The 24,250-nt window shown below is 59.6% G+C and carries 25 protein-coding genes; 15 read left to right on the top strand and 10 right to left on the bottom strand.

The genetic code is table 11. From position 1 onward, the window contains the following. Window positions 1–217: 217 nt before the first annotated feature. On the top strand, window positions 218–1,909 hold the full coding sequence (fadD1, locus tag BW979_RS24080) for a long-chain-fatty-acid--CoA ligase FadD1 (protein ID WP_076386040.1): 1,692 nt from the start codon (window positions 218–220) through the stop codon (window positions 1,907–1,909). Window positions 1,910–2,134: 225 nt separating this feature from the next. On the opposite strand, the gene BW979_RS24075 is transcribed toward fadD1, so the two are convergent. Next, the gene (locus BW979_RS24075) at window positions 2,135–2,512 is read right to left on the bottom strand and encodes a hypothetical protein (protein WP_030139341.1); all 378 of its coding nucleotides are present in this window, start codon (window positions 2,510–2,512) and stop codon (window positions 2,135–2,137) included. Between the two features lie 195 nt (window positions 2,513–2,707). On the opposite strand from BW979_RS24075, the gene BW979_RS24070 reads away from it, so the two are divergent. The 3 genes from BW979_RS24070 to def all read left to right on the top strand — a co-directional run bounded on the left by BW979_RS24070 (window position 2,708) and on the right by def (window position 4,561). Continuing rightward, the gene (locus tag BW979_RS24070) at window positions 2,708–2,899 is read left to right on the top strand and encodes a CsbD family protein (RefSeq protein ID WP_047228344.1); all 192 of its coding nucleotides are present in this window, start codon (window positions 2,708–2,710) and stop codon (window positions 2,897–2,899) included. A 175-nt stretch (window positions 2,900–3,074) separates the two neighbouring features. After that, entirely contained in the window at window positions 3,075–4,019 is a 945-nt protein-coding gene (locus BW979_RS24065) for a YihY/virulence factor BrkB family protein (protein ID WP_047228343.1), read from the top strand. 2 nt (window positions 4,020–4,021) lie between these two features. Continuing rightward, entirely contained in the window at window positions 4,022–4,561 is a 540-nt protein-coding gene (def, locus tag BW979_RS24060) for a peptide deformylase (protein ID WP_047228342.1), read from the top strand. Window positions 4,562–4,682: 121 nt separating this feature from the next. Here def and BW979_RS24055 read toward each other — a convergent pair whose 3' ends face one another. The 3 genes from BW979_RS24055 to BW979_RS24045 form a co-directional block, all read right to left on the bottom strand. Then, window positions 4,683–5,105 (bottom strand): GNAT family N-acetyltransferase, encoded by a 423-nt coding sequence (locus BW979_RS24055; RefSeq protein WP_047228341.1) that lies wholly within the window; start codon window positions 5,103–5,105, stop codon window positions 4,683–4,685. Window positions 5,106–5,387: 282 nt separating this feature from the next. Beyond that, window positions 5,388–5,942, bottom strand: a complete 555-nt coding sequence (locus BW979_RS24050) for a hypothetical protein (RefSeq protein ID WP_076386038.1) — start codon at window positions 5,940–5,942, stop codon at window positions 5,388–5,390. 159 nt (window positions 5,943–6,101) lie between these two features. Beyond that, on the bottom strand, window positions 6,102–7,133 hold the full coding sequence (locus tag BW979_RS24045) for a LacI family DNA-binding transcriptional regulator (RefSeq protein ID WP_047228339.1): 1,032 nt from the start codon (window positions 7,131–7,133) through the stop codon (window positions 6,102–6,104). 215 nt (window positions 7,134–7,348) lie between these two features. Here BW979_RS24045 and BW979_RS24040 point away from each other — a divergent pair, with 215 nt between their 5' ends. Beyond that, the gene (locus BW979_RS24040; RefSeq protein ID WP_076386036.1) at window positions 7,349–7,882 is read left to right on the top strand and encodes a gluconokinase; all 534 of its coding nucleotides are present in this window, start codon (window positions 7,349–7,351) and stop codon (window positions 7,880–7,882) included. A 92-nt stretch (window positions 7,883–7,974) separates the two neighbouring features. Next, window positions 7,975–9,327 carry a GntP family permease gene (locus BW979_RS24035; protein WP_047228337.1) on the top strand — a complete coding sequence of 451 codons (1,353 nt, stop codon included), beginning with the start codon at window positions 7,975–7,977 and terminating at the stop codon, window positions 9,325–9,327. 168 nt (window positions 9,328–9,495) lie between these two features. On the opposite strand, the gene alaC is transcribed toward BW979_RS24035, so the two are convergent. Beyond that, the gene (gene alaC, locus BW979_RS24030; RefSeq protein WP_076386034.1) at window positions 9,496–10,713 is read right to left on the bottom strand and encodes an alanine transaminase; all 1,218 of its coding nucleotides are present in this window, start codon (window positions 10,711–10,713) and stop codon (window positions 9,496–9,498) included. Between the two features lie 210 nt (window positions 10,714–10,923). Between alaC and BW979_RS24025 the strand changes: the two genes are divergently transcribed. After that, complete coding sequence (locus BW979_RS24025; RefSeq protein ID WP_047228335.1) at window positions 10,924–11,589, top strand: LysE family translocator; 666 nt, start codon at window positions 10,924–10,926, stop codon at window positions 11,587–11,589. A gap of 75 nt (window positions 11,590–11,664) precedes the next feature. Then, window positions 11,665–12,153 (top strand): GyrI-like domain-containing protein, encoded by a 489-nt coding sequence (locus BW979_RS24020; RefSeq protein WP_047228334.1) that lies wholly within the window; start codon window positions 11,665–11,667, stop codon window positions 12,151–12,153. Between the two features lie 111 nt (window positions 12,154–12,264). On the opposite strand, the gene BW979_RS24015 is transcribed toward BW979_RS24020, so the two are convergent. Further along, a complete protein-coding gene (locus tag BW979_RS24015; RefSeq protein WP_076386032.1) occupies window positions 12,265–12,771 on the bottom strand; it encodes a GNAT family N-acetyltransferase in 507 nt (168 codons plus the stop codon). A gap of 142 nt (window positions 12,772–12,913) precedes the next feature. Here BW979_RS24015 and BW979_RS24010 point away from each other — a divergent pair, with 142 nt between their 5' ends. The 4 genes from BW979_RS24010 (at window position 12,914) to BW979_RS23995 (ending at window position 15,499) form a co-directional block, all read left to right on the top strand. Beyond that, the gene (locus BW979_RS24010) at window positions 12,914–13,348 is read left to right on the top strand and encodes a YybH family protein (protein WP_076386030.1); all 435 of its coding nucleotides are present in this window, start codon (window positions 12,914–12,916) and stop codon (window positions 13,346–13,348) included. Between the two features lie 67 nt (window positions 13,349–13,415). After that, window positions 13,416–13,760: a YciI family protein gene (locus tag BW979_RS24005; protein WP_047228331.1), complete on the top strand. Its 345-nt coding sequence runs from the start codon at window positions 13,416–13,418 to the stop codon at window positions 13,758–13,760. Window positions 13,761–13,787: 27 nt separating this feature from the next. Beyond that, window positions 13,788–14,264 carry an SRPBCC family protein gene (locus BW979_RS24000; protein ID WP_047228330.1) on the top strand — a complete coding sequence of 159 codons (477 nt, stop codon included), beginning with the start codon at window positions 13,788–13,790 and terminating at the stop codon, window positions 14,262–14,264. Beyond that, a complete protein-coding gene (locus BW979_RS23995) occupies window positions 14,264–15,499 on the top strand; it encodes an RNA polymerase sigma factor (RefSeq protein WP_076386028.1) in 1,236 nt (411 codons plus the stop codon). The genes BW979_RS24000 and BW979_RS23995 overlap by 1 nt, the downstream gene beginning before the upstream one ends. 215 nt (window positions 15,500–15,714) lie before the next feature. Here the strand turns inward: BW979_RS23995 and BW979_RS23990 are convergent, their stop codons facing one another. The 4 genes from BW979_RS23990 to BW979_RS23975 all read right to left on the bottom strand — a co-directional run bounded on the left by BW979_RS23990 (window position 15,715) and on the right by BW979_RS23975 (window position 21,044). Then, the gene (locus BW979_RS23990) at window positions 15,715–17,049 is read right to left on the bottom strand and encodes an imelysin family protein (RefSeq protein ID WP_047228328.1); all 1,335 of its coding nucleotides are present in this window, start codon (window positions 17,047–17,049) and stop codon (window positions 15,715–15,717) included. A 264-nt stretch (window positions 17,050–17,313) separates the two neighbouring features. Next, a complete protein-coding gene (locus tag BW979_RS23985; RefSeq protein WP_076386027.1) occupies window positions 17,314–19,365 on the bottom strand; it encodes a putative bifunctional diguanylate cyclase/phosphodiesterase in 2,052 nt (683 codons plus the stop codon). A gap of 304 nt (window positions 19,366–19,669) precedes the next feature. Continuing rightward, a complete protein-coding gene (locus tag BW979_RS23980; protein WP_047228326.1) occupies window positions 19,670–20,266 on the bottom strand; it encodes a superoxide dismutase in 597 nt (198 codons plus the stop codon). Window positions 20,267–20,441: 175 nt separating this feature from the next. Continuing rightward, window positions 20,442–21,044 (bottom strand): LysE/ArgO family amino acid transporter, encoded by a 603-nt coding sequence (locus tag BW979_RS23975; protein WP_047228325.1) that lies wholly within the window; start codon window positions 21,042–21,044, stop codon window positions 20,442–20,444. 96 nt (window positions 21,045–21,140) lie between these two features. Here BW979_RS23975 and BW979_RS23970 point away from each other — a divergent pair, with 96 nt between their 5' ends. The 3 genes from BW979_RS23970 to BW979_RS23960 all read left to right on the top strand — a co-directional run bounded on the left by BW979_RS23970 (window position 21,141) and on the right by BW979_RS23960 (window position 24,076). Then, window positions 21,141–22,034, top strand: a complete 894-nt coding sequence (locus BW979_RS23970; RefSeq protein WP_047228324.1) for a LysR family transcriptional regulator ArgP — start codon at window positions 21,141–21,143, stop codon at window positions 22,032–22,034. A 56-nt stretch (window positions 22,035–22,090) separates the two neighbouring features. Beyond that, window positions 22,091–23,083 carry an NAD-dependent epimerase/dehydratase family protein gene (locus BW979_RS23965; protein WP_076386026.1) on the top strand — a complete coding sequence of 331 codons (993 nt, stop codon included), beginning with the start codon at window positions 22,091–22,093 and terminating at the stop codon, window positions 23,081–23,083. Window positions 23,084–23,191: 108 nt separating this feature from the next. After that, window positions 23,192–24,076, top strand: coding sequence for an ATPase (locus tag BW979_RS23960; protein ID WP_076386024.1), 885 nt, complete (start codon window positions 23,192–23,194; stop codon window positions 24,074–24,076). The last annotated feature ends 174 nt before the right edge of the window (window positions 24,077–24,250 follow it).

The following is a 24,250-nucleotide window of genomic DNA, read 5'->3' as shown; positions in this document are numbered from 1 at the left end:
TATTTTTACTCTAAAAATGACCACTGCATATTCTTGAGTCATATTTATGACTGTAGGGGCCACTTTTGGCTCTAGGCGACCCTTGGCAAAGCTGCTACTCTCGGCGCGCTTTTGTGACTTCTCGGCGTTGAATTAGGCCAGATTCACCAATAAACACACACCAATAATAATCGCATCAAATGCGGTGAGAATTCGCGTTGCTGAGGAGTGGGCTTCCATGATCGAAGACTTTTGGAAGGATAAGTACCCAGCTGGGATTGCTGCCGACATCAATCCAGACGAGTATCCGAATATTCAGGCGGTGTTGAAGCAGTCCTGCCAACGCTTCGCCGACAAGCCGGCATTCAGCAACCTGGGCAAGACAATTACCTACGGGGAACTGTATGAATTGTCCGGTGCCTTTGCTGCGTATCTGCAACAGCATACCGACTTGCAGCCTGGCGATCGAATCGCCGTGCAACTGCCCAACGTTCTCCAGTACCCGGTTGCCGTGTTCGGTGCGATTCGCGCCGGCCTGATCGTGGTCAACACCAACCCGCTGTACACCGCGCGGGAAATGGAACACCAGTTCAACGACTCCGGCGCCAAGGCGCTGGTGTGCCTGGCGAACATGGCGCACCTGGCCGAGGCTGTGGTGCCCAAGACGGGCGTCAAGCATGTGATCGTCACCGAAGTTGCCGATTTGCTGCCGCCACTCAAGCGTCTGCTGATCAACAGCGTGATCAAGTACGTCAAGAAGATGGTCCCCGCTTATCACTTGCCCAAGGCCATCAAGTTCAACGATGTGCTGAGCAAGGGCCACGGCCAGCCAGTGACCGAAGCCAACCCCACCAGTGACGACGTGGCCGTGTTGCAGTACACCGGCGGCACCACTGGCGTGGCCAAGGGCGCGATGCTGACCCATCGCAACCTGGTGGCGAACATGTTGCAGTGCAAGGCGCTGATGGGGTCCAACCTCAACGAAGGTTGCGAGGTCCTGATCACGCCTCTGCCGCTGTATCACATCTACGCTTTCACCTTCCATTGCATGGCGATGATGCTGATCGGCAACCACAATATCCTGATCAGCAACCCGCGCGACCTCCCGGCGATGGTCAAGGAACTGTCGAAGTGGAAGTTCAGCGGTTTTGTCGGTCTCAACACGTTGTTCGTGGCCCTGTGCAACAACGAAGCCTTCCGCAACCTGGATTTCTCGGCAATGAAGGTGACGTTGTCCGGTGGCATGGCCCTGCAACTGGCGGCGGCCGAGCGCTGGAAAGAGGTTACCGGCTGCCCGATCTGCGAAGGTTACGGCATGACCGAAACCAGTCCGGTCGCCACGGTCAATCCGATCCAGAAAATCCAGATTGGCACCATCGGCATTCCGGTGCCGTCGACGCTGTGCAAGATTATCAATGACGCCGGCGAAGAACTGCCATTGGGCGAAATCGGTGAACTGTGTGTGAAAGGTCCACAGGTCATGAAGGGCTACTGGCAGCGCCAGGACGCCACCGACGAGATCCTCGACAGCGAAGGCTGGCTCAAGACCGGCGATATCGCGCTGATCCAGCCGGACGGCTACATGCGCATCGTCGATCGCAAGAAAGACATGATCCTGATCTCCGGTTTCAACGTGTACCCCAACGAGCTGGAAGACGTGCTGGCGACCCTGCCGGGCGTCCTGCAGTGCGCGGCCATCGGTGTACCGGACGAAAAATCCGGCGAGGCAATCAAGATTTTCATTGTGCCCCGCCCGGGTGTCACGCTGACCAAAGAGCAGGTGATGGAACACATGCGCGCCAACGTCACGGGCTACAAAGTGCCCAAGGCGGTGGAATTCCGCGACGCGCTGCCGACCACCAACGTGGGTAAGATCCTGCGACGCGAGTTGCGTGATGAAGAACTGAAGAAGTTAGGTCTGAAGAAGTAAAACCCTGCCAATAAAAAGCCCCGCCAGTGCGGGGCTTTTTGTTTGGGATTGCCCTGGCAGGCCCCAAAAATCTGTGGCGAGGGGATTTATCCCCGCTGGGTTGCGCAGCAACCCCCTGCCTCTTGTATGACAGATTGGTGTGGCTCATGAAAGCGTGGGGCTGCTTCACAGCCCAGCGGGGATAAATCCCCTCGCCACAGGAAGCCCGGCAGCCATACGGATTGGTTACAACCGAAACTGGGCAAAATCCAGGTTGGTGCCACCCGGGCGCATGTCCTGCAGGTACGAATCCTTGTCGGCGCTCAGCTCCAGGCTCAGGGCCGCCTTGCGCTTGCCCTGGTTGCGTACTTCCAGGCCTTCCATTTTTTCGCGCAGGAACACGGTCGGTACCTTCAGGTGCAGCAGCTCATCGGTGGCCGGCGTGTGCAGCAGCAGGTGGATCCATTCGTACTGACCGATGGCCAGGCGTGCCACCGGGATATCGAACCAGAAGATGTTGCGGTTGCGGTTCAATTCGCTGAAGTGGCAGTTATTGACGCCCAGTACGGCGCCGCCCAGTTCCTGGTTTCTGCGGGCGATGGCCTGCTTTTTATCGAGTTTCATAACGTTCCTACGAGATTGGAGCTTCAGGTCGCAGCCTGAATACGTGGGGCATTCTCGGGGGTGGATCGGCAAACATAAAGCTCAACCTGCATCTGACGATGAAATGCGCTGCTGAAAAAATGAAACTCCCCGCAAACGGCCTCGGTCAACCCTTATGTAATGACTTTTCGTACAGTTGTTCACAGGAGAGACATCATGGGTAGCACGAGCGATAAAGTGAAGGGCGTTGCCAACGAAGCCGTCGGCAACATCAAGCAAGGCGTCGGCAAGGCCACCGACAATGACCGCATGCGCGCTGAGGGCGTGGTCCAGGAGAAAAAAGGTGAGGTTCAGCAAAACGTGGGCAAGGCCAAGGACGCAGTCAAGAAAGGCGTTGACGAGGCATAACCGGCCTGTTGAATAACCGATTGGAACGGCCATCCGCGGGTGGCCGTTGTCATGTCTGCTCGAACTTGCACCGGGGAAATTGTTCCAAAGTCGCCAAACAGGTTACTTTTGTCTTGGATAGCAACCCCGAGAGTCGCCAGGCGACCTTCCTTTTTTGCGGCGAAAGGAGACGCACATGATGTTCCCGGCCTTGAAAGGCTTGCCCTTGCATCGTGTGATGATGCGCACCGTGACCGAGTTTCTCGACGACGAGATGTCGACCTACGCCTCGGCATTGGCCTACCAGATGCTGTTTTCGCTGTTCCCCTTCATTCTGTTCCTGATCGCACTGATCGGTTTCCTGCATTTGCCGGACTTCTTCTCCTGGCTGCGCCTGCAATCGGAGCTGGTGTTGCCACCCCAGGCCCTGGAGCAGGTCAACCCGGTGATCGACCAGCTTCAGCAATCCAAGGGGGGGTTGTTGTCGGTGGGTATCGTCATTGCGTTGTGGACTGCCTCGGCCGGTGTCCGGTTGATGATGAGTGCGATGAACGCCGCCTACGATGTGGTAGAGGGCCGTCCGATCTGGAAGCGCTTCCCGCTGTCGATTTTCTACACCATCGGCATCGCCGGCATGTTGTTGGCCGCCGCGGCGCTGATGGTGCTCGGGCCGCAGGTGATGGGCTGGATCGCGGCCCAGGTCGGGCTGGAGGAGTTCATCGTCACACTCTGGACCATCGTGCGCTGGCCGGTGATCGTGTTTTTGCTGATGGTGGCTGTGGCGTTGATCTATTACGTGATGCCTGACGTCAAACAGGAGTTTCGCTTTATTACACCGGGGTCGGTGCTGGCGGTGGTGGTGTGGATCATCGCGTCCCTGGGCTTTGCGTTTTACGTCAAGACCTTCGCCAACTACAACGCCATGTATGGCAGTATCGGCGCGATCATCGTGCTGTTGCTGTACTTCTACATTTCTTCGGCGGTGCTGTTGCTCGGTGCGGAGATGAACGCGGTGATCGAGCACATGTCCGCCGAGGGCAAGGACCGTGGTGAAAAGAGCCCGGGCGAGCACGAAAAACAGCATGTGTCGGGCCTGGGCCGTGACCATTCCATTCCTCACCCCCACACTGACGAAACCTGACCATGATTCGTGAAATCCTGAAAATGGGCGACGAACGCCTACTGCGTATTGCCCCGCCGGTGCCGCCGGAAATGTTCGACAGCCCAGAGTTGTGGCAGTTGATCGACGACATGTTCCAGACCATGGAAAGTGTGGGCGGCGTCGGCCTGGCCGCGCCGCAGATCGGTGTCGACCTGCAACTGGTGATCTTTGGCTTCGAGCACAGCGAGCGTTACCCGGACGCCGAGGCGGTGCCCCAGACGATCCTGATCAACCCGCTGATTACGCCGTTGGGCCCACTGATGGAGGAGGGGTTCGAGGGCTGCTTGTCGGTGCCGGGCCTGCGCGGTGCGGTCGATCGCTATCAACACATTCGCTACGAAGGCTTTGACCCCAAAGGCGAAGCCATTGTGCGCACGGCCTCGGGCTTTCATGCGCGGGTAGTGCAGCATGAGTGCGACCACCTGATCGGGCGGCTGTACCCCTCGCGCATCACCGATTTCAGTAAGTTCGGCTTTACCGAGGTCATGTTTCCGGACCTGGACCCGGCGGCGGACGACTAGCCTACGCAAACCCTCTGTGGGAGCGAGCCTGCTCGCGATAGCGGTGAGTCAGCTATGAAGCTGTTGACTGACACGCCGCTATCGCGAGCAGGCTCGCTCCCACATTGGATTGTGATGCGCTTCAGGAGAGTGTTTTAGGCTCCATCCCCATCGCAATCATCGGCTTGCTGCGCGCATAGCGACTCAGGCGCTCGGCCATCGCATAAGGCAGCACGGGGTCGAAGCTGAACCCCAGCCGCTCATAAAAGCCGCGCAAATCAGGATGGCAGAACAACCAGACCGGTCCTTCCACGCCTTTCACCGCTTCGTCGATCAAGCGCGCCGCGATCCCCTGCATGCGATACGTCGGGTCGACAAACAACCCCGTCAGCCAATGCCCACCCGACACCGCTCGCAAGCACAGGGCCGCGATGATTTCATCCTGCCGCGCCACCCACAACTGCGCTTCACGCACCGCTTTCATTGAAGATTGGTGGGCGCGATAAAACTTGTTCATCAGCGGCCACAAGGGTTCGTCGAGCCGCGTGTAGTGGATCTGGGACATGGCAAAGTCAGGGGGCGGTGAAGGGGAGGGTGATTATAAAAGAACATGTCTGCGGCGATAGGTGTATACCTGACTTCACATCCCGTATGAGTGGAGTACGTATCATGGCCAAAGGCATGGATTCAAAAAAAGCGGCAAAGAAAAAACCGGCGAAGACCGCCGATGAAAAGCGCGCCGACAAAAAGGCCAAGAAGGTGAATCTGTTCGGTCATTGAATCGACGCCAGCGGGCGACGGGCCAGGGATGCATCCCGGCCATCGGCCCGCTGACCCCAGCAGCCTATCAAAGCGAGGCGAGGAACATGTCCGTAGCCGGGTCTTTGCCGGAAGTGCGACTTTCCTGGTCCTTCTCGACCTGCGCCATCGCCGTCTTGTCCTGCATGCGCTGGGCAATCTCCTGACTGACCGCCAATTGCTTCTCGGGCGGCATCGCCTCGAACTCCTCCTGGGTGATGCCCATCTCTTCAAGAATGCTGTCGCGCAGACGCTCTTCAGGCGTCTTGCTCATGTAGTCCTTGAATGCGTCCAGAGCAGAGCTGCCCTGTGTCTTGGCCTCATCGGAGGCTGATGAAGCAACGGTCTGCAACTGAACCCGGGTCTTGGCAAACGCTTCATCAACCTTGTCGCTGATGGCGGTGGCGGCATTGACCTGCTGTGTGGCTTGTCGCGCGATCGAAGCCTGCACCTGCGTGCTGCCCTGGCTGGCCTGAGCCTGGACGTTATCGCGCAATGCCTGCAGCGCGGCGCTTTGCAGGCCGCTGGCGGCTTCTGCGGTGGGATCCTCGCCCGGACGCTTGGGCAGCAAAATCATCGTTTGCTGTTGTGCACTGACCAACATGATGGATACCTGCGGTTATGGCTGAGCCATGTGCAGGAGCAAATCCCATGCCGCCGTCGCGAGCCCTGGATCCAAAGGCCTGTGTAGCGTATGCCGGCGATCATGGCGGCCAATCCTTGCCGTCGGACGGCATAGATCGACCGCACATGACCGTCGGGCTCAGGTGCTTTCGCGAACCTTGAGTTCAAATCCCATGTCCACCACCGGCTGAGCGATGCGGTTGCCGGCCATCAACGTGAGCATCTGTTCGGCGGCGCGCTGGCCGATGGCTTCCCGTGGCGTGCTGATGCTGCTCAGGCGCGGCACCATGTGGGCCGAGGCGGGCAAATCGTTGAAGCCCAGGACCGCAACCTGTTCGGGAATCTTGATGCCACAGCGCAGGGCTTCGAACAGCGCGCCGTGGGCCAGGTCGTCGTTGCCGAAGAAGATTGCATCGACGTCCGGATGGCTGGCGAGTAACTGCAGGAACAGTTCGCCGCCCAGGCCCACCGAGGATGGCCGTGGGGTCAGCAGTTCCAGATCCGGGTCGTACAGGCCGGCTTTCTGCAAAGCACGGCGAAAACCTTCGCCACGCAGCAACGTGCGCTGGTCCAGTTGTGCGCCGACATAGGCCAGGCGCTTGCGACCCCGGGAGATCAAGTGCTCGGCCGCCGTCTCGCCGGCCTTGAGTTGCGAAAAGCCGACGCAGTTAAGGCCCGCACCGGGGTCCAGTTCCATCATGTACACGCAGGGAATGTTGCTGGCCTCGATCATGCGCCGGGCGCTTTCGGTACGGTCGAAGCCGGTCAGCAACAGACCGCGTGGCTGATAGGCCATGTAGTTGCGCAGCAGGTCTTCTTCTTCGTCCCGGGAATAGTGATAGTTGCCGATCACCACTTCGAAGCCCTTGGGCCTGAGCACACGATGAATGGCTTCCAGGGTGTCGATGAACAACAGGTTGGACAACGACGGCACCAGCACCACCACCGAATGGCTCTGGGCCGAAGCCAGGGCGCGGGCGGCGGGGTTGACCACGTAGTTCAGGTCGCGGGCGGCCTGGCGGACTTTTTCCACCAGGCTTTCGGCAACGGTGCTGACGCCGCGCAGGGCACGGGAGGCGGTGATAGGACTGACACCGGCCAGGCGTGCGACTTCGTTGAGCGTGGGGCGACCGGTGGTGCGGGTATTCTTATCGTTTTTAGTGACGGTCATCAGGGCGGCTTGCCAAACAAAAATCAAGGCACTAAGGTAGCGCTGTCTCGACGCGGCTGCAAATGCGTGAGCGGGGTTTGCCTGAGCCCTGACCGTTAGCGTTGTGAACGAACATGCTGCAACCACAAAAATGACAAGAAGGCGTCGGCAACTTCTGCTTTTGCTCTGGTGTCACAACTTGCAAAGGTAGCGCTGTCTGCGCGCTGAGGTGTTACATGAATAATCCCATCACCGCCCTGGTCATCATGGGCGTTGCCGGTTGCGGCAAGACTTGCGTCAGCCAGGCCCTGTGCCAGTTGAGCGGCGCCACCGCCATTGAAGGCGACACTTTCCACCCTGCGGCCAACATCCAGAAGATGAGCGCCGGTATCCCCTTGAACGACGACGACCGTGCCGGCTGGCTTGACAGCCTGTGCGACGAGTTGCGCCGTGTCGATGCGATGGGCGAGCGTCCGGTGCTGACCTGTTCGGCCCTCAAGCACAGTTATCGCGAGCGTCTGCGCAGTGCCTTGCCGGGCCTGGGCTTCGTATTTCTTGAGTTGACCCCTGAAGTGGCCGCCGACCGCGTGTCCCATCGTCCGGGGCATTTCATGCCGTCGACCCTGATCGACAGCCAGTTTGCCACCCTTCAATCCCCTGTTGGCGAGCCCCTGACCCTGGCTCTGGATGCATCCAGCCACAGCGTCGATGAACTGGCTCATCAGGCTTATGTCTGGTGGGTGGATCACGGTTTGAAGCTGGCCAGTTGAGTTGCAAAAAATTTGCGTCAGAAAGATAGCGCTGTCCCGACGGCTTACAAATAACCGCTTCAATAACAACAACAAATCAGGAGACACCTCCCATGTTCGGCATGTCCCACGAGACGTTTCTGCTGCTTGATGCAGTGGTTACGGTGATCGGACTTATCGTCCTTATCACCAAGTTCAAACTCCACCCGTTCATTGCACTGACCATCGCGGCCGCTTTTCTGGGCCTGACCTCGGGCATGCCGATCGGCACCATCATCAAGGCGTTCCAGGACGGCTTCGGTGGCGTGCTGGGCTTTGTCGGCATCATTCTGGCGTTGGGTACGATGCTCGGTAAAATGATGGCCGAATCGGGCGGGGCCGATCAGATCGCCCAAACCCTGATCCGCGCCTTCGGCAAGGATAAAGTGCAGTGGGCCATGATGTTCGCCGCCTTCCTGGTGGGCATTCCGCTGTTCTTCGAAATCGGTTTCGTGCTGCTGATCCCGCTGGTGTTCATCGTGGCGCGTCGCACCGGTGTCTCGATCATCAAGATCGGTATCCCGCTGCTGGCCGGTCTTTCCGCGGTCCACGGCCTGGTGCCACCGCACCCGGGCCCGCTGCTGGCGATTGGCGTATTCGGTGCCGACATCGGTAAAACCATTCTCTATGGCCTGATCGTGGCGCTGCCGACGGCCATTATTGCCGGGCCGATTTTCGGTACATTCATTGCCAAGCATATCCCCGGCCATCCGAATCAGGAGCTGGTGGACCAACTGGCACGTGAGACCGATTCTGCCGATCTGCCGAGCTTCAACATCACGCTGATCACCGTGCTCTCGCCGGTGTTCCTGATGCTGCTCAAGACCTTTGCCGATGTGGTGTTGCCTGAAGGCAATTTCTTCCGCACGTTCATGGACCTGATCGGGCATCCGATTTCTGCACTTCTGTTGGCATTACTGCTGTCGCTGTACACCTTCGGCTACAAGCAGGGCATCGGTTCGAGCCAGATACTCAAGTGGCTGGACGCGAGTCTGGCACCGACTGCGGCGATCATTCTGATCATCGGTGCAGGCGGTGGCTTCAAGCAGATGCTGGTCACCAGCGGTGTGGGTGATGTGATCGGTCACATGGCGGTGAGTGCGCAGATCTCACCGATCCTGTTGGCCTGGCTGGTGGCGGCGGTGATTCGCATCGCCACAGGCTCGGCGACCGTGGCAACCATTACGGGTGCCGGGATCGTGGTACCGGTGGTCGGGATGATTCCGGGTGTGAACCGTGAGCTGCTGGTCCTGGCGACCGGTGCCGGTTCGCTGATCCTGTCTCACGTCAACGATGCCGGCTTCTGGCTGGTCAAGCAGTACTTCAACATGACCGTGGCCGAAACCTTCAAGACCTGGACCGCGATGGAAACCATCCTGTCCGTGGTAGCGCTGATCTTCATCCTGTTGCTGTCGCTGGTGATCTAAGCGACGACGCATCACCCATTGTGGGAGCGAGCCTGCTCGCGATAGCGCACTGACCGTCAGCAACGAAGTCGACTGTCATGCCGCTATCGCGAGCAGGCTCGCTCCCACATTGGCTTCTGGTGATCTGAAGATCCAGAGTGGGAGCAAACTCCCACATTGATTTTGGTATCAGGCGTTCGGTTTGCTGACCAACCCATCCGCCCGGAACATCCCGCGAATGCCGCGAACGGCCTGGCGAATCCGGTCCTGGTTTTCGATCAGTGCAAAGCGCACGTGATCATCGCCATATTCACCGAACCCCACCCCCGGCGAGACGCAGACCTTGGCTTCGGCCAACAGTTTCTTGGCAAACTCCAGCGAACCCAAGTGTGCATAAGCCTCGGGGATCTTGGCCCAGACGTACATCGACGCCTTGGGGTTTTCCACCATCCAGCCCAGCTCATGCAGGCCCTTGACCAGCACATTGCGGCGCTGGCGGTACTGTTCGGCGATATCCCGCACGCACTGCTGATCGCCTTCAAGCGCGGCGATGGCCGCCACTTGCAGCGGTGTGAAGGTGCCGTAGTCGTGGTAGCTCTTGATCCGCGCCAGGGCGTTGACCAGTTCCGGGTTGCCCACCATGAAGCCGATACGCCAGCCGGCCATGTTGTAGCTTTTGGACAGGGTGAAGAATTCCACGGCGATGTCTTTTGCACCCGGCACCTGCATGATCGACGGGGCTTTCCAGCCGTCGTAGACGATATCGGCGTAGGCCAGGTCGTGGATCACCAGCACGTCGTACTGTTTGGCCAAGGCGATGACCCGTTCGAAGAAATCCAGCTCCACGCATTGCGCGGTAGGGTTGGACGGAAAGCCCAGGATCATCATTTTCGGCTTGGGAATCGAGCCGCGAATGGCGCGCTCCAGCTCGTCGAAGAAATCCACCCCCGGCACCAGTGGCACCGAACGCACCTGGGCGCCGGCGATCACCGCGCCGTAGATGTGGATCGGATAACTGGGATTGGGCACCAACACGGTGTCGCCCTGGTCCAGGGTCGCCAGCATCAGATGCGCCAGGCCTTCTTTGGATCCGATGGTGACGATGGCTTCGGTTTCCGGGTCGATGTCCACCTCGTAGCGGTCCTTGTACCAGCGCGAAATGGCGCGGCGCAGGCGCGGTATGCCTTTGGAGGTGGAGTAACCGTGGGTATCTTCACGCTGGGCGACGGTGACCAGCTTTTCCACGATGTGTGGCGGTGTGGCGCCGTCGGGGTTACCCATGCTCAAGTCAATGATGTCTTCGCCGCGCCGCCGCGCAGCCATCTTCAGCTCGGCAGTGATATTGAATACATACGGGGGGAGTCGATCGATGCGCGCAAAGCGGCGCGGCGAACCTTGGTTGGCCATTATTGCCTCGAGATACGTGAGCGCCCGGAACCGTCCGAGCGACGTTGGCCACTGCGGTGGCCTGCGGCGCAAGATAAAGGGGCTGATGGCCAATTGTCCAGTAGCGGCGCGCAACTATTTTCGACGACACTGTCGATCCGCTCAGGGGACTTTCAGTAACACCTGCGCACTGCACGACTCGCCCTGTTCAAAAAACGAATGGACTGAATGATGGAATTTTCCAGCGGTTTCCTGCTGAGCCTTTCTTTGTGCCTGGACATTGGCGTGGCCAATATCGCGATGATTACCCTGGCCATGCAACGTGGCTATTTCCAAGGTTTCGCCCTGGGCCTGGGCACATGTGTGGGGGACCTGGTCTACGCGGTCCTGGCCTTGGCCGGCATGACGGTGCTGCTGCAATACGAAACGGTGCGCTGGGTGCTGTGGATCGGCGGCTCGGTGGTGCTGCTGTATTTCGCAGCGAAGATGATTCATTCGGCGATCTATCACCATGCGGCGTTGGCCGAGGCTGGCGAGGTGCGGAGTCATTCATCCGGGCAGGAGTTTTTTCGCGGGATTTTCCTGGCGATGTCGTCGCCCAGTGCCATTCTCTGGTTCGCGGCGGTGGGCGGCACATTGATCGCTCGCTCGGGCGGCGGAACGATCCTCAGCTCGGCGCTGTTCCTGAGTGGATTTCTCTGTGCCGGACTTCTCTGGTGTGCAGGCCTGTGCCTGGCAGCAACCCAGGGCGGCAGGCTGCTGGGGGATAAACTGTTGCGCTATTGCTATTGGGCATCGGCCGCCATCTTCTGCTATTTCGCGGTGTACGTGATTGTTTCTGGCTACAACGAGTTTATCGGGAAAGTGGCGCCGGCCGTTGTGCCTGGACTCGGATAAGCGAAACGGGCCTGGCAATCTTCATCAGGCTTCTATACTGCAACACCCGACCTCACGTTTCTGGAGTGTTGACGCATGGAAAAGCACGAACCCGATAACGCAGCCGAACCACGCTTCGAACACGGACGTTTTCAGATAATCGCCGGTTTTGGTGGCTGTTTTACCCCGGACACCGCCGAGGATATCCCGCTGCTCTGGGAAAAGTTTTTGCCCTGGCTCGGTAAAGTGCCAGGGCAGAAAGATGAGGTCACCTATGGCGTGTGTTGCAACCCGGACGGGAAGGGTGGGTTTGAATACATTGCCGGCGTGGAAGTCAGCCGGCTCGATGACTTGCCTGAACAGTTGCGCTGGATCGAAATACAGCCTGCGCACTACGCAGTGTTCGAACACAAAGGTCCGTTGAAAGCCCTGCCGCAGACGTTCCACTACATCTGGAAAGAGTGGCTGCCGCGATCCGGCCACACAGCTGCCGAGGCCCCGGAGTTCGAACGCTACAGCGAAGACTTCAACCCCAGGACCGGCGAAGGCTCTCTGGAAATCTGGATTCCTCTCAAACCGAGCTGATTGCCATCCTCTCGGCAATGCAAACCGGTGGGAGCGAGCCTGCTCGCGATAGCGGTGCCACATCCAACATTCATGCAAGCTGGCCCACCACAATCGCGAGCAGGCTCGCGCTCACAGACAGGTTATCTCCTGGTCAAACACCAGCCCCATCCGCCGCTCATAACCGATGCGGCCCTTGTACGCTTCGCCACTGTCGACCCAGCCCAGCCGGGTATACAGGCCGATGGCCGAGACATTATCGGCGTCGACCGAAAGCTCCAGTCCTCTGATTTGCGGCCATGCCGCCCGAGCCACGGCAGGAAGCGCTAGTAGGCAGGCCTTGCCGTAACCCTTGCCCTGGGCCCGATAATCGACTTGCAGGGCGTGCAGGGTGGCGCTGTGTTCGTTGGCCCAGGCGGGCAGTACTGGCGGGCGCTTGAGTAACAGGAACGCCACTGGCACTTCGCCTGCCAGCAACGCAAACCCTTTGACGCCAGGGCCGGGCCTGGACAACAGCGTGTGCAGTGCGCCGTGGATATCGCCGGCGAACTTGATCTGTTCGGGGTGGATTTCGATGGCTTCGACCTGCGTGCGCTGCAGCTCGGTGAGGTCTTCGTAGGGTACGAGCTGAGCGGTCACAAAAGCATCCGTTGTTTGCCGACAGAATGGGCCTGGGATTCTAGCGAATTTTTTTCTTTGAATTATTTTTGTTTGGGTTGTCGATTCGCAGTTTCTCTAAACGACAAAGGGTGTCTTCAACAAAAACCTGCGGAGAATCACCATGAATACCCAAGCCATCGAAACCGAAATCAAGGCCTTGATCGAGACTTATCGCCAGGCTGTCATGGAAAAAAATGTTGAAAAAGTCATGGCGCTCTATGACGACAATATCGTTTCGTTCGATGCCATCCAGGCCCTGCAATTCAAGGGCAAAGTCGCTTACCGGGCCCATTGGCAGGCGTGCATGGAGATGTGCCCTGGACCGCACAAGTTCGACTTCCATCAGATCGAGATTACCGCAGCTGACACGATCGCCTTCGCTCACTGGCTGGCCTATTGCGGCGGCACCAACGACAAAGGTGAAGAGCAGGCTTGCTGGATGCGCACGACCGCCTGCTATCAACGGGTGGCCGGGCAATGGAAGATTGTCCACGAACACTGGTCCGCGCCGTTTGATCCGATGGCCGGTACGGTGATGTTCGACCTGCAGCCCTGATCGTCGGTTTTTTCGCTGAGCGCTTTTCTGCGGTCCATAGTTGATCAGTTCGATCACGGAGCTTTCCATGAAGTACTTATGCCTGGTCTATAGCAACGAGCATGCGCTGCACAACTCACCCGACAGCCCGCAGGACGCTGAATGCATGGCCTACGCCGAGTCGGTCCAGGGCAGCGGTCGTATGATTGCCGCCGAGGCCCTGGAGTCGGTGCAGACCGCTACCACGGTGCGCATGCGCGGCGGCAAGTTGTCGATCACGGACGGTCCGTTTGCCGAAACCAAGGAGCAACTGGCGGGCTTCTACCTGATCGACGCCAAGGACCTGAACGAAGCTCTCCAGGTCGCCGGCAACATTCCGGCGGCCCGGGTCGGCTGCGTCGAGGTCCGACCGGTACGCCAACTGAATCCCTGAACAACAATCACAAACAGGATTTCATTCATGAACCTCAAACCTGCCGCGTTCGAGTTATCCATCAGCCGAGTGATCGACGCCTCGCGCCAGAAGATTTTCCGCGCCTGGACCGAGCCGGCGCTGCTTGTCCAATGGTGGGGACCCCACGGCATGACTACGCCGGAGTGCGAAATGGAGCTGTGGGTCGGTGGTCAGTTTCGCACCCTGATGCGTGCCCCGGACGGCAGTGAATATCCGACCATGGGCGTGTTCCTGGAAATCGTTGCCCCGCAGCGGCTGGTCTTCACCGATGCGTTTGTGCCCGGCTGGATCCCCTCCGGCAAAGCCTTCATGACCGGCGAAGTGTTGCTTGAGGAGATGGGCGATAAAACCCTTTACACCGCCCGCGCCCTGCACTGGAACGAAGAAGACCGCCAGGCCCACGAAGCCATGGGCTTTCATGACGGCTGGGGCCAGAGCCTGGATCGGCTCGAAGCGCTGGTGACCCAGGGCATGCCCGACTGATGTCGGCCGAAGAAGTCAGCGCACGGGTCGAGCAGGTTTATCGGCAAGACTCGCGGCGCATCCTGGCGACGCTGATTCGCCTGCTGGGGGATTTCGACCTTGCTGAAGAGGCCTTGCACGAGGCCTTCTTCATCGCGGTCGAGCGCTGGCAGCGCGACGGTGTGCCGGACAATCCTCGGGCCTGGCTGGTGTCGGCCGGGCGCTTCAAGGCCATCGACAGTTTGCGCCGGCGCGCTCGCTTCGCGGCGAGCCGGCCGATGCTGATTGCCCAGCTCGAAGAACTGGAGCAGAGCGACTGGAGTGATGAGGACGTGGAAGACGATCGCCTGCGGCTGATCTTCACCTGTTGCCACCCGGCCCTGGCCGCTGATGCCCAGGTGCCGCTGACGTTGCGGGAAGTGTGCGACCTGACCACCGAAGAGATCGCCCGGGCTTTTCTCGCCGCCCCGGCGGCCATCGCCCAGCGCATCGTGCGGGCCAAGGCAAAAATTCGCGATGCGAAGATCCCCTATCAGGTGCCGTCCCGCTCGGAACTGCCCGAGCGGCTGGACAGTGTGTTGCGAGTGATCTACCTGGTATTCAACGAAGGCTATTCGGCCTCGATGGGGGCTGAGGTGACGCGTGAAGATTTGACCCGCGAAGCCATCCGCCTGGCCCGCCTGTTGATGGAGCTGTTGCCTGAAGCCGAAGTCATGGGTTTGCTGGCATTGATGCTGCTGCACGAGTCGCGGCGGCGAGCACGAACCTCTCCCGGCGGTGAACTGATCCTGCTGGATGAGCAGGACCAGTCCTTGTGGGACGCCGACATGATCGCCGAAGGCTGCGCCCTGGTGGAAGCCGCGCTCAATACCCGAAGGTTCGGGCCTTATTGCCTGCAAGCTGCGATTGCGGCAGTGCATGCCGAAGCCCCCACGGCGCAGGAGACCGACTGGCCGCAGATCGTCGGCCTCTATGATGTGTTGCTGCGTGCGGTGCCTTCGCCGGTGATCGAACTCAACCGCGCCGCGGCCCTGGCCAAACGCGATGGACCGCAAGCGGGCTTGCAGCGGATCGACGCGATTCTGGACCGGGGCGAGTTGCTCGATTATCACCTGGCCCACTCGGCGCGGGCAGAACTCTGTCGGCAGTTGGGACGCGTGGAGGAGGCGAGAGCGGCATATCGACGCGCGCTTGAATTGACTCAGCAATTGCCGGAGAGGCGGTTTATCGAGGGGCGGCTTGCGGGGTTGCAGTGATGACCACAAACGATGAAATTTCCTGTGGGAGCGGGCGTTGTGGTGTGCATCGTATTTATGAACAGCCGAAACCACTGTGGGAGCGAGCCTGCTCGCGATAGCGTCATGTCAGTCACATTGCTGTTGGCTGAAACATCGCTATCGCGAGCAGGCTCGCTCCCACAGGGTTTTATGGCTTGGCTGACGGGCATAACCCGTCAGTCAACCAGCCTTGATCAGAACTCGTGATCAGCGCTGTCCGGGTTCAGGTCGCTGATGCCCAGTTTGCCCGCGGCCTGTTCAATCGCGCCGGTTTGCTTGACCAGTGCGGCAATGGCGTCGCGCACGACCTGGTTGCCAGCGGTGTTGCCCGCAGCGATCAGTTGGTCGTAGTGCTCACCCTTGTTGGCGTGATCGACCATGACCTGGATCTTGGCTTCGGTGTCGGCCAGGTCGGCCTTGAGGGCGTTGTCAGCGGCCGGGTCAGCCTTGGCCACCAGGGACGACAGGCTGGCGCCGGTCATCTTGGTGCCGTCGACGCGGGTGTATTCGCCCAGGTAAACGTTGCGTACGCCTTTGGCATCGTAGAAGTGCGAGTTGTGGGTGTTGTCGCTGAAGCAGTCCTGCTCGTCTTCTGGCGAGTTGGCTTCCAGGGACACCTTCATGCGTTCGCCCGCCAGTTCGCCGAGGGACAGGCTGCCCATGCCGAACAGCATCTTGCGCAGGCCGGTTTCGGCAGGCTCGGCTTCCAGGGTGGCGCGGTAGTTGTCAGCCACGTTTGGCTTCCAGTTGCCGACCATTTCTTCCAGATCGCTGACCAGCAGTTGGGTCACGGCCTTGAGGTAGGCGCGACGACGGTCGTTGTGACCGCCAGTAGCCCCGGCGCCTTCCAGATAATCGGAAGCCGGACGCTTGCCGGCACCAGGGCCGGTGCCGTTGAGGTCTTGGCCCCACAGCAGGAATTCGATGGCGTGGTAGCCGGTGGCGACGTTGGCCTCGGAACCGCCCAGCTCGTTCAGGCTGGCGAGTTTCTCCGGGGTGATGTCTTTCACGTCGACCTTGTCTTCGCCTACCTGGACTTCGGTATTGGCGATGATATTGGCGGTGGCGCCCGGGTTACCCAATGCGTGCGCGTAGGAGGTGTCGACGTAGTCGATCAGGCCTTCATCCAGCGGCCAGGCGTTCAATTGGCCTTCCCAGTCGTCGATGATGGTGTTGCCGAAGCGGAACACTTCGCTTTGCAGGTAAGGGACGCGCGCAGCGACCCAGGCGGCCTTGGCGGCGTTGAGGGTCTCGTCGTTCGGTTTGGCCAGGAACGCATCGATCGCGGTTTGCAGGGTTTTCGCGGTGGATTCGGCATCGCTGTAGACCGCATGGACGATGTCGGCGTAGTGCGCGACAACGGCCTTGGCAGCGGCCTCGTCGATTTTGCCGGCTGCGGCTGGGGCGGCGGTGCTGGCTGCAGGCGTGGGCGCTTGCGGCGCGGCGGCCTTGTCTTTGCCTTCGCCGCAACCGGCGAGGGAAATAGCGATGGCCAGCAAACTGGCGGTAGCCAGAGGCATACGAATCATGGCGAACATCCTGCTTCGGTGATGGATGGGACAGGCGCGAGGTGCGCAAAGCTGCGACATAATGCGAAAGATTTGCATTATGTGTAAAGGGTTGTAGCTGTAAATATTTCTTATTTGTGATGCGGCGCGGGCAGCCTTCCGTAGGCGCCGCCGAGCTAAGCGAGGCGGCGATCTCTGCCCAGACGCTTGAGTCTCAAGCGAACAAACCAAAGAGCGCAGGCTTCGCCAACTCCGGCAGAGGCATGACTACCCGAGGAGAAAGAATCAGATGATGGAGACTTTGCTGCGCTGCGCCTGCTTGAGATAGATGCCCAACTCCCGTGCCGGCAGCGGTTTGCTGTAGTAGTACCCCTGACCTTCATGGCAGCCCTCGGAGATGATGTAGGCTTCCTGCTCGACCGTCTCCACCCCCTCGGCGATTACCTGCATCCCCAGGCTCTTGCCCAACTGGATGATGGCCCGGACGATGGTCGCGTCATCCTCGTCATCGAGCAGGTCCTGGACGAAACTCTTGTCGATCTTGATCTTGTCCAGCGGCAGGCTCTTGAGATAACTCAGGGACGAATAACCGGTCCCGAAGTCATCAATGGCAATCAGCGCGCCGGAGCGGCGCAGGCTGAGCAAGTGCTGGGCGGCTGTCGTGATGTCTTCCATCAGGCCGGTTTCCGTGACCTCCAGCTCCAGGCTGCGCGGCGGCAGGCGGTACATCTGCAGCAAGTTGTTCACCACCCGCGGCAGTTCGGCATGGTGCAATTGTACGGTGGACAGGTTGACCGCCATGCGCAGGTCAACGAAGCCCTGGTCATGCCATTCGCGCAACTGTTTGCAAGCCTGATCCAGTACCCATTCACCAATGGCGATGATGGTGCCGTTCTGTTCGGCCAGGGGAATGAACAGGTCCGGCGGCACGAGGCCGTGTTCGGGGTGATGCCAGCGAATCAGCGCCTCGGTACCGACCACTCGCAGGTCGCGATAGCTGACCTGCGGCTGGTACACCAGGCTGAACTGCTCGAGGAGCAGAGCCTCGCGCAGGTCTTTTTCCAGCTCGCGACGGCGGCGCATTTCACTGTCGACGCTGGCGATGTAGAACTGGTAGCGATTGCGCGAGCGGGCCTTGGCCAGGGTCATGGTCTGCTCGGCTTTCTGCAGCAACTTCTCGGTGCTGTCCCCGTCCTCGGGAAAGAGGGTGATGCCGATGGTCGCCCGCAGGCGGATTTGCCGATCGTCGAGGACGAACGGCGCCTCCAGGTCATCGAGGATGCTCTGGGCCAACTCGGCGGCTTCGTAAGGTTGTTCGATATCGGCTTGGACCAGGGCGAACTGGTCGCCCCCCAGTCGCGCCAGCGCGCCAAGGCGGCCGCTGTGGGCTCGCAGCCTATCTGCCAGGGCCAGCAGCAACTGGTCGCCGGTTTGATAGCTGAACTGTTCGTTGATGCCCTTGAAGTCATCCAGCCCCACACACAGTACGGCCACCCGGCGTTGCAAGCGCCCGGCATCCACCAGGATCTTGTCCAGTTGCTGTTGAAGCTGTTGACGATTGGGCAGGCCGGTAAGGAAGTCATATTGGGCCATGCGCAGCAGGCTGTTTTCCGCCTCGTGGCGCAGGTGTGTATTGCGCTCGATGGAGGCGAGCAATTGGTTGGCGGTGTTGATCCAGAGCCCCAACTCATTTTGTTCGTGGCCGCGTAGCTGCGGGATCTTGTGTTCACTCGGCCGGTCGGGGTTGATTTCGGTCAGGTGTTCGATGATCCGCGACAGCGGTTTGGTCAGCAGCCAGTGATAGACCAGGTACAACACCAGGCCCATCGCCAGGGCTCGCAACATGCCCGATATAAAAATGATCACAGAGTTGACGATGAAACTCTGGCCGTAGGTGGCGGTGTCGAGAGTAATGCTCAGGTCACCGTAATATTCACTGTAAGGCCCGCGACCCACCAGTTGCGTGGTGAATGTGCGTTCCTTGCCAAGGATCAGGTCGGTCAGCCAGCGACTTCCAGAGTGCTGCAAAGGCCGGGTTTTTTCGGCGAGCATGGTCTCGTGAGGGTGACCGATAGAAGCCATGCGCACCGCTTGGTCCTGAAACAGCCCCTCGATCACTTGCATGCCCATCTCCCGGTCAAGGCTATAGACGGCCTGGGTCGAAGGGTCGCGGAACATATCAAGAATTCGTTGGGCATCGCTGGCGACGGCATGGTCGGTTTTGTAGGCATCGAAAACGATCTGGGCGCAGCTCAATACCACGCCGACGATCAATGCCGAAAGGAGCACGACCCGGAGCAACTTCACAGACAAGCTGTTCTTGAGTTCCAGCTTCAAAGAGGGGGTTCCTTGTTCCGTGCGAGTAGCGTCAAGTTGCCATGAGTATTGGCAATCCTGTGATGTCAGTCAAAGGGACAATCAAACACAAGGGTCTTCGCCTGAAACCTGGCCGTTATACGGTGTTTCCAGAGTTATTGCTCTACGACCATTGTGTCGGATGGAAGGGCCCCCAACTTGAGGCCTGGGTTTGATTTTTGTTGGATTTCAGACACGAGGTAGGGGGCCGGACAAGATCCGAGGGCTTTGTGCCAGCTAAAAAAAACCCGGCAAAGCGCCGGGTTCTTTTGTCTGGCATTACGGATCAAGCGGTGAAGGTCTTGCCTTCGAACTGCTCGGCCACGAACTTCCAGTTGACCAGGTTCCAGAACGCTTCGACGTATTTCGGACGAAGGTTGCGGTAGTCGATGTAGTAGGCGTGTTCCCAAACGTCGCAGGTCAGCAGCGGGGTGTCGCCGCTGGTCAGCGGGTTGCCGGCGCCGATGGTGCTGGCCAGGGCCAGGGAACCGTCAGCCTTTTTCACCAGCCAGCCCCAACCGGAACCGAAGGTGCCGACGGAAGTCTTGGTGAATTCTTCCTTGAACTTGTCGAACGAGCCAAACGCACTGTTGATGGCGTCGGCCAGCGCGCCGGTAGGTTGACCACCGGCGTTTGGCGCCAGGCAGTTCCAGTAGAAGGTGTGGTTCCAGACCTGAGCGGCGTTGTTGAAGATACCGCCCGAGGAAGTCTTGACGATTTCTTCCAGGGTCTTGCCTTCGAACTCGGTGCCAGGTACCAGGTTGTTCAGGTTCACGACGTAGGTGTTGTGGTGCTTGTCGTGGTGGAATTCCAGAGTCTCTTTGGAGATGTGCGGCTGCAGTGCATCGTGTGGATAAGGCAGCGGCGGCAATTCGAAAGCCATGGTGATTCTCCTAATCAGGTCAGTTGCGGTGAGCGCAAGGCCGATCACGGGCGGCCAGACTAGCGCCGGGGAGTTTGTACTCATTGCGGCGCAGGAGTCGGATCATAGCACCGGGGGAACGGCATAACCACGCAACAACTGTGTGGGATAGAGGTTCCAGAGCGGTTTGGAATAATCAGCCAGAGACGATCAACTGTATGGCCACGCTGAACATCATCGTTGCCACCAGCACGTCCAGTATCCGCCAGGTACTCGGCCGGGCCAGCCACGGTGCCAGCCATGCCGCACCGATTGCCAGTGTGAAGAACCACAGCAACGAGGCACTGGCCGCTCCCACGACATAGGCGCCAGGCACGCTTTGCTGGGCCCCGAGGGAACCGATCAGCAACACGGTGTCGAGATAGACGTGGGGGTTGAGCAGGGTCACCGCCAACGCACTGAGCAGCACCGCCCGTAACGAGCGCACGACCTGTTTTTCATCTTGTTGCAGGCTTTGTTTCGAACAGGCCCGACGCAACGCCAGGCTGCCATACCAGAGCAGGAACCCGGCGCCGCCCCAGCGGGCTATTGAAAGCAGCAACGGGCTTTGGGCCAGCAGTGTCGCCAGGCCGAACACCCCGGCGGCCACCAGCAACGCATCGCAAGTTACACACAGGGCGGCGACCGGCAAGTGATGTTCGCGGCGCAGGCTTTGCGCCAGCACGAAGGCGTTCTGAGCGCCGATGGCCATGATCAGCCCGAGGGCCACCAGTAGTCCGTTCATGTAGCTTTGCCACATAAATTACTCCCCGAGTAGGTATGAATGCGGTGTCATTCTCTGGTGCAAAGCGGTATAAGAAAAACCAATATTGCTGATTGCTCATTAGGGAAACTGATGTTCGATTACAAATTGCTTTCCGCTCTTGCGGCGGTTGTCGAACAGGCTGGATTCGAGCGTGCCGCCCAAGTGCTGGGTTTGTCGCAGTCGGCGATTTCCCAGCGGATCAAACTGCTGGAGGCGCGGGTCGGCCAGCCGGTGCTGGTGCGCGTCACGCCGCCGGCACCGACCGAAATCGGACGCCGCTTGCTCAACCATGTGCAGCAGGTGCGGCTGTTGGAGCGCGACCTGCAAAGCCTGGTGCCAGCGCTGGATGAGGAGGGGCTGCCTGAGCGCCTGCGGATCGCCTTGAATGCCGACAGCCTGGCCACTTGGTGGGCGGTGGCCGTTGGAGATTTCTGCGCCGAACATCATCTGTTGCTCGACTTGGTGGTGGAAGACCAGACCGTCGGCCTCAAACGCATGCGTGCTGGTGAGGTGGCGGCGTGCGTCTGCGCCAGTGAACGTCCGGTGGCTGGTGCCCGTAGTGTGTTGTTGGGGGCCATGCGCTACCGGGCGTTGGCCAGCCCGGCGTTCATCGCCAGGCATTTCCCCGATGGGGTGCGCGCCGATCAACTGGCGCGCACGCCGGCGCTGGTGTTCGGCCCGGATGATTTCCTGCAGCATCGCTACCTTGCTTCCCTGGGGGTCGAAGGCGGTTTCGAACATCATCTCTGCCCGTCGTCCGAAGGTTTCATTCGGCTCGCCGAAGCGGGGCTTGGCTGGGGACTGGTGCCTGAGTTGCAAATGCGTGAGCAACTGGAGCGGGGCGAGTTGGTGGAATTGCTGGCAGATAAACCGATTGATGTGCCGTTGTACTGGCATCATTGGCGCAATGGTGGGCAGTTACTGGGTTTGTTGACTGAACGATTGATCAAGGCGGCAAGCAGCAAGCTCCAAGCGGTAAGTTGAAAGCGATTGGCTTGAAGCTTGTAGCTTGAAGCTCGAATCTGATTTTAGGAGTCTTCATGAAAATTCTGGTTACCGGCGCAAGTGGCTTCATTGGCGGGCGCTTTGCGCGTTTCGCTCTGGAGCAGGGCCTGGATGTACGGGTCAACGGTCGCCGGGCCGAGAGCGTTGAGCACCTGGTGCGTCGCGGGGCGCAGTTCATTCAGGGGGATCTGAGTGACCCGTTGCTGGCTCGCGACCTGTGCCTTGATGTTGACAGCGTCGTGCATTGCGCCGGTTCCGTGGGGCTTTGGGGCCGCTATCAGGATTTTCACCAGGGCAACGTCCAGGTCACGGAAAATATTGTCGAGGCCTGCCTCAAGCAGAAGGTCCGGCGCCTGGTTCATCTGTCATCGCCGTCGATTTACTTCGACGGCCGGGACCATCTGGACCTGACCGAAGAACAAGTGCCCAAGCGCTTCAAACATCCCTACGCTGCCACCAAATACCTGGCTGAACAGAAAGTCTTCGGGGCCCAGGAGTTCGGTCTCGAAGTACTGGCTCTGCGCCCGCGCTTTGTCACCGGCGCCGGCGACATGAGCATTTTCCCCCGGCTGTTGAACATGCAACGCAAGGGCCGCTTGGCCATTGTCGGCAACGGGTTGAACAAGGTGGATTTCACCAGCGTGCAGAATCTCAACGAAGCGCTGCTCAGCAGTCTTTTGGCCGGCGAATCGGCCCTTGGCAAGGCTTACAACATCAGCAACGGCACGCCGGTGCCGTTGTGGGATGTGGTCAATTATGTGATGCGACAGATGGAAGTCCCACAGGTCCGGCGTTATCGTTCCTACCGGCTGGCCTACAGCGTCGCCGCCCTGAATGAAGGTTTTTGCACGTTATGGCCGGGCCGTCCCGAACCGACGTTGTCGCGCCTGGGCATGCAGGTCATGAACAAGAATTTCACCCTGGACATCAGCCGGGCCCGGCATTATCTGGATTACGATCCACAGGTCAGCCTGTGGACCGCTCTTGATGAGTTCTGCGCCTGGTGGAAAGCCCAGGATGCCCGCTGATCGCCCCGTCATGAACCGAGTGCCAGGTTCGGGGTCAATCGGTGCGGCGGGCGAGGGGGTTATACTCGCTGCATCAAGCCAACACCGGTTTCCCAAAGGTTGAACCCAATGCCCATGCGTAACGATTCCAACGACGACTTCGATGATATACCGAGCTTGCGGATGCGGGCCGACATTCCCGATGACGATGACTTTCTGCCTGAGCGCGAACGCCCGCCCCACGTGCAAGCGCGCCCGGCACCCGTTGCGGCGGCCAAGGTCAAGGGGGCCAGTACCGGGCCACTGTGGGCACTGGTCGGTGCGCTGTTGTGTGCGCTTGCCTTCCTGGCGTGGTGGAGCTTCCAGCAGATTTCCTTGATGGAACAGCAACTGGTGGCCACCCAGGAAAGTTTCGCCCGTATCAGTGAAGATGCGGCGGGACGCTTGCAGGACATTTCCGGCAAGGTGGTAGCCGGTCAGTCCAATGTCATGAGCGACAGTGAAGCCTTGAAGTTGCAGATCAAACAGCTGGAAGGCAAGCTTCAGGAGCAGGGCAAGCAATTCGAAAGCAAGCTGCAGGAGCAGTACAAACAACAGATGGTCGCGTTCGGTCCGTCCGCCGACCTGGACAAGGAGCTGGCCCAGATCATTGCCCAGACCACTGAGCAGCAGAACGCCAGCACTCAGTTGCAAGCTTCCAACAAGGAACTCCAGGATCAGGTCAAAGCGCTGGCGGCTGAAGTTTCCGCCCTGAAAAACCAGGGCGAGGATGGTGCTCTCGATGCCCGGCTCAAGAGCATCGGTGCCGACATCACCGCCCTGAAACGCGCCACTTCCAACTCTGCCATCGAGCGTCTGGAGCAGGACGTGATCGTGCTCAAGAGCCAGCAGGACAACGGGGGCAACAACACCGCCGAGTTCGACGCCTTCCGCGGCCAGGTCACCCGCAATATCAACACGCTGCAAGCGCAGATCCGCAACCTGCAGCAGCAACTTGGCAGCCGAGCTCAGTGACGAGGCTGTAGTCGCGAGCGGTGGGTCAGTCAGTTTGCATCAATGGCTGATGTGCCACCGCCATCGCGAGCAGGCTCGCTCCCACATCGTGAGTCGTGCGCTTGCAAAGTGTTCAGCCGCTGCAAACCGGTGGGCTTGCCGATCCTTGCGGTGATCGGCAAGTAGGACCAGACA

It is taken from the genome of Pseudomonas sp. A214 (assembly GCF_900156295.1).
Lineage (GTDB): Bacteria > Pseudomonadota > Gammaproteobacteria > Pseudomonadales > Pseudomonadaceae > Aquipseudomonas > Aquipseudomonas rhizophila.
The sequence above is the reverse complement of the archived record's forward strand: the minus strand, read 5'-3'. Positions and strand labels throughout refer to the sequence as shown.

Coding starts and splice junctions, on each gene's coding strand:
- fadD1 (WP_076386040.1), top strand. CDS start 218: ATGATCGAAGACTTTTGGAAGGATAAGTACCCAGCTGGGATTGCTGCC.
- BW979_RS24075 (WP_030139341.1), bottom strand. CDS start 2,512: ATGAAACTCGATAAAAAGCAGGCCATCGCCCGCAGAAACCAGGAACTG.
- BW979_RS24070 (WP_047228344.1), top strand. CDS start 2,708: ATGGGTAGCACGAGCGATAAAGTGAAGGGCGTTGCCAACGAAGCCGTC.
- BW979_RS24065 (WP_047228343.1), top strand. CDS start 3,075: ATGATGTTCCCGGCCTTGAAAGGCTTGCCCTTGCATCGTGTGATGATG.
- def (WP_047228342.1), top strand. CDS start 4,022: ATGATTCGTGAAATCCTGAAAATGGGCGACGAACGCCTACTGCGTATT.
- BW979_RS24055 (WP_047228341.1), bottom strand. CDS start 5,105: ATGTCCCAGATCCACTACACGCGGCTCGACGAACCCTTGTGGCCGCTG.
- BW979_RS24050 (WP_076386038.1), bottom strand. CDS start 5,942: ATGTTGGTCAGTGCACAACAGCAAACGATGATTTTGCTGCCCAAGCGT.
- BW979_RS24045 (WP_047228339.1), bottom strand. CDS start 7,133: ATGACCGTCACTAAAAACGATAAGAATACCCGCACCACCGGTCGCCCC.
- BW979_RS24040 (WP_076386036.1), top strand. CDS start 7,349: ATGAATAATCCCATCACCGCCCTGGTCATCATGGGCGTTGCCGGTTGC.
- BW979_RS24035 (WP_047228337.1), top strand. CDS start 7,975: ATGTTCGGCATGTCCCACGAGACGTTTCTGCTGCTTGATGCAGTGGTT.
- alaC (WP_076386034.1), bottom strand. CDS start 10,713: ATGGCCAACCAAGGTTCGCCGCGCCGCTTTGCGCGCATCGATCGACTC.
- BW979_RS24025 (WP_047228335.1), top strand. CDS start 10,924: ATGGAATTTTCCAGCGGTTTCCTGCTGAGCCTTTCTTTGTGCCTGGAC.
- BW979_RS24020 (WP_047228334.1), top strand. CDS start 11,665: ATGGAAAAGCACGAACCCGATAACGCAGCCGAACCACGCTTCGAACAC.
- BW979_RS24010 (WP_076386030.1), top strand. CDS start 12,914: ATGAATACCCAAGCCATCGAAACCGAAATCAAGGCCTTGATCGAGACT.
- BW979_RS24005 (WP_047228331.1), top strand. CDS start 13,416: ATGAAGTACTTATGCCTGGTCTATAGCAACGAGCATGCGCTGCACAAC.
- BW979_RS24000 (WP_047228330.1), top strand. CDS start 13,788: ATGAACCTCAAACCTGCCGCGTTCGAGTTATCCATCAGCCGAGTGATC.
- BW979_RS23995 (WP_076386028.1), top strand. CDS start 14,264: ATGTCGGCCGAAGAAGTCAGCGCACGGGTCGAGCAGGTTTATCGGCAA.
- BW979_RS23990 (WP_047228328.1), bottom strand. CDS start 17,049: ATGATTCGTATGCCTCTGGCTACCGCCAGTTTGCTGGCCATCGCTATT.
- BW979_RS23980 (WP_047228326.1), bottom strand. CDS start 20,266: ATGGCTTTCGAATTGCCGCCGCTGCCTTATCCACACGATGCACTGCAG.
- BW979_RS23975 (WP_047228325.1), bottom strand. CDS start 21,044: ATGTGGCAAAGCTACATGAACGGACTACTGGTGGCCCTCGGGCTGATC.
- BW979_RS23970 (WP_047228324.1), top strand. CDS start 21,141: ATGTTCGATTACAAATTGCTTTCCGCTCTTGCGGCGGTTGTCGAACAG.
- BW979_RS23965 (WP_076386026.1), top strand. CDS start 22,091: ATGAAAATTCTGGTTACCGGCGCAAGTGGCTTCATTGGCGGGCGCTTT.
- BW979_RS23960 (WP_076386024.1), top strand. CDS start 23,192: ATGCCCATGCGTAACGATTCCAACGACGACTTCGATGATATACCGAGC.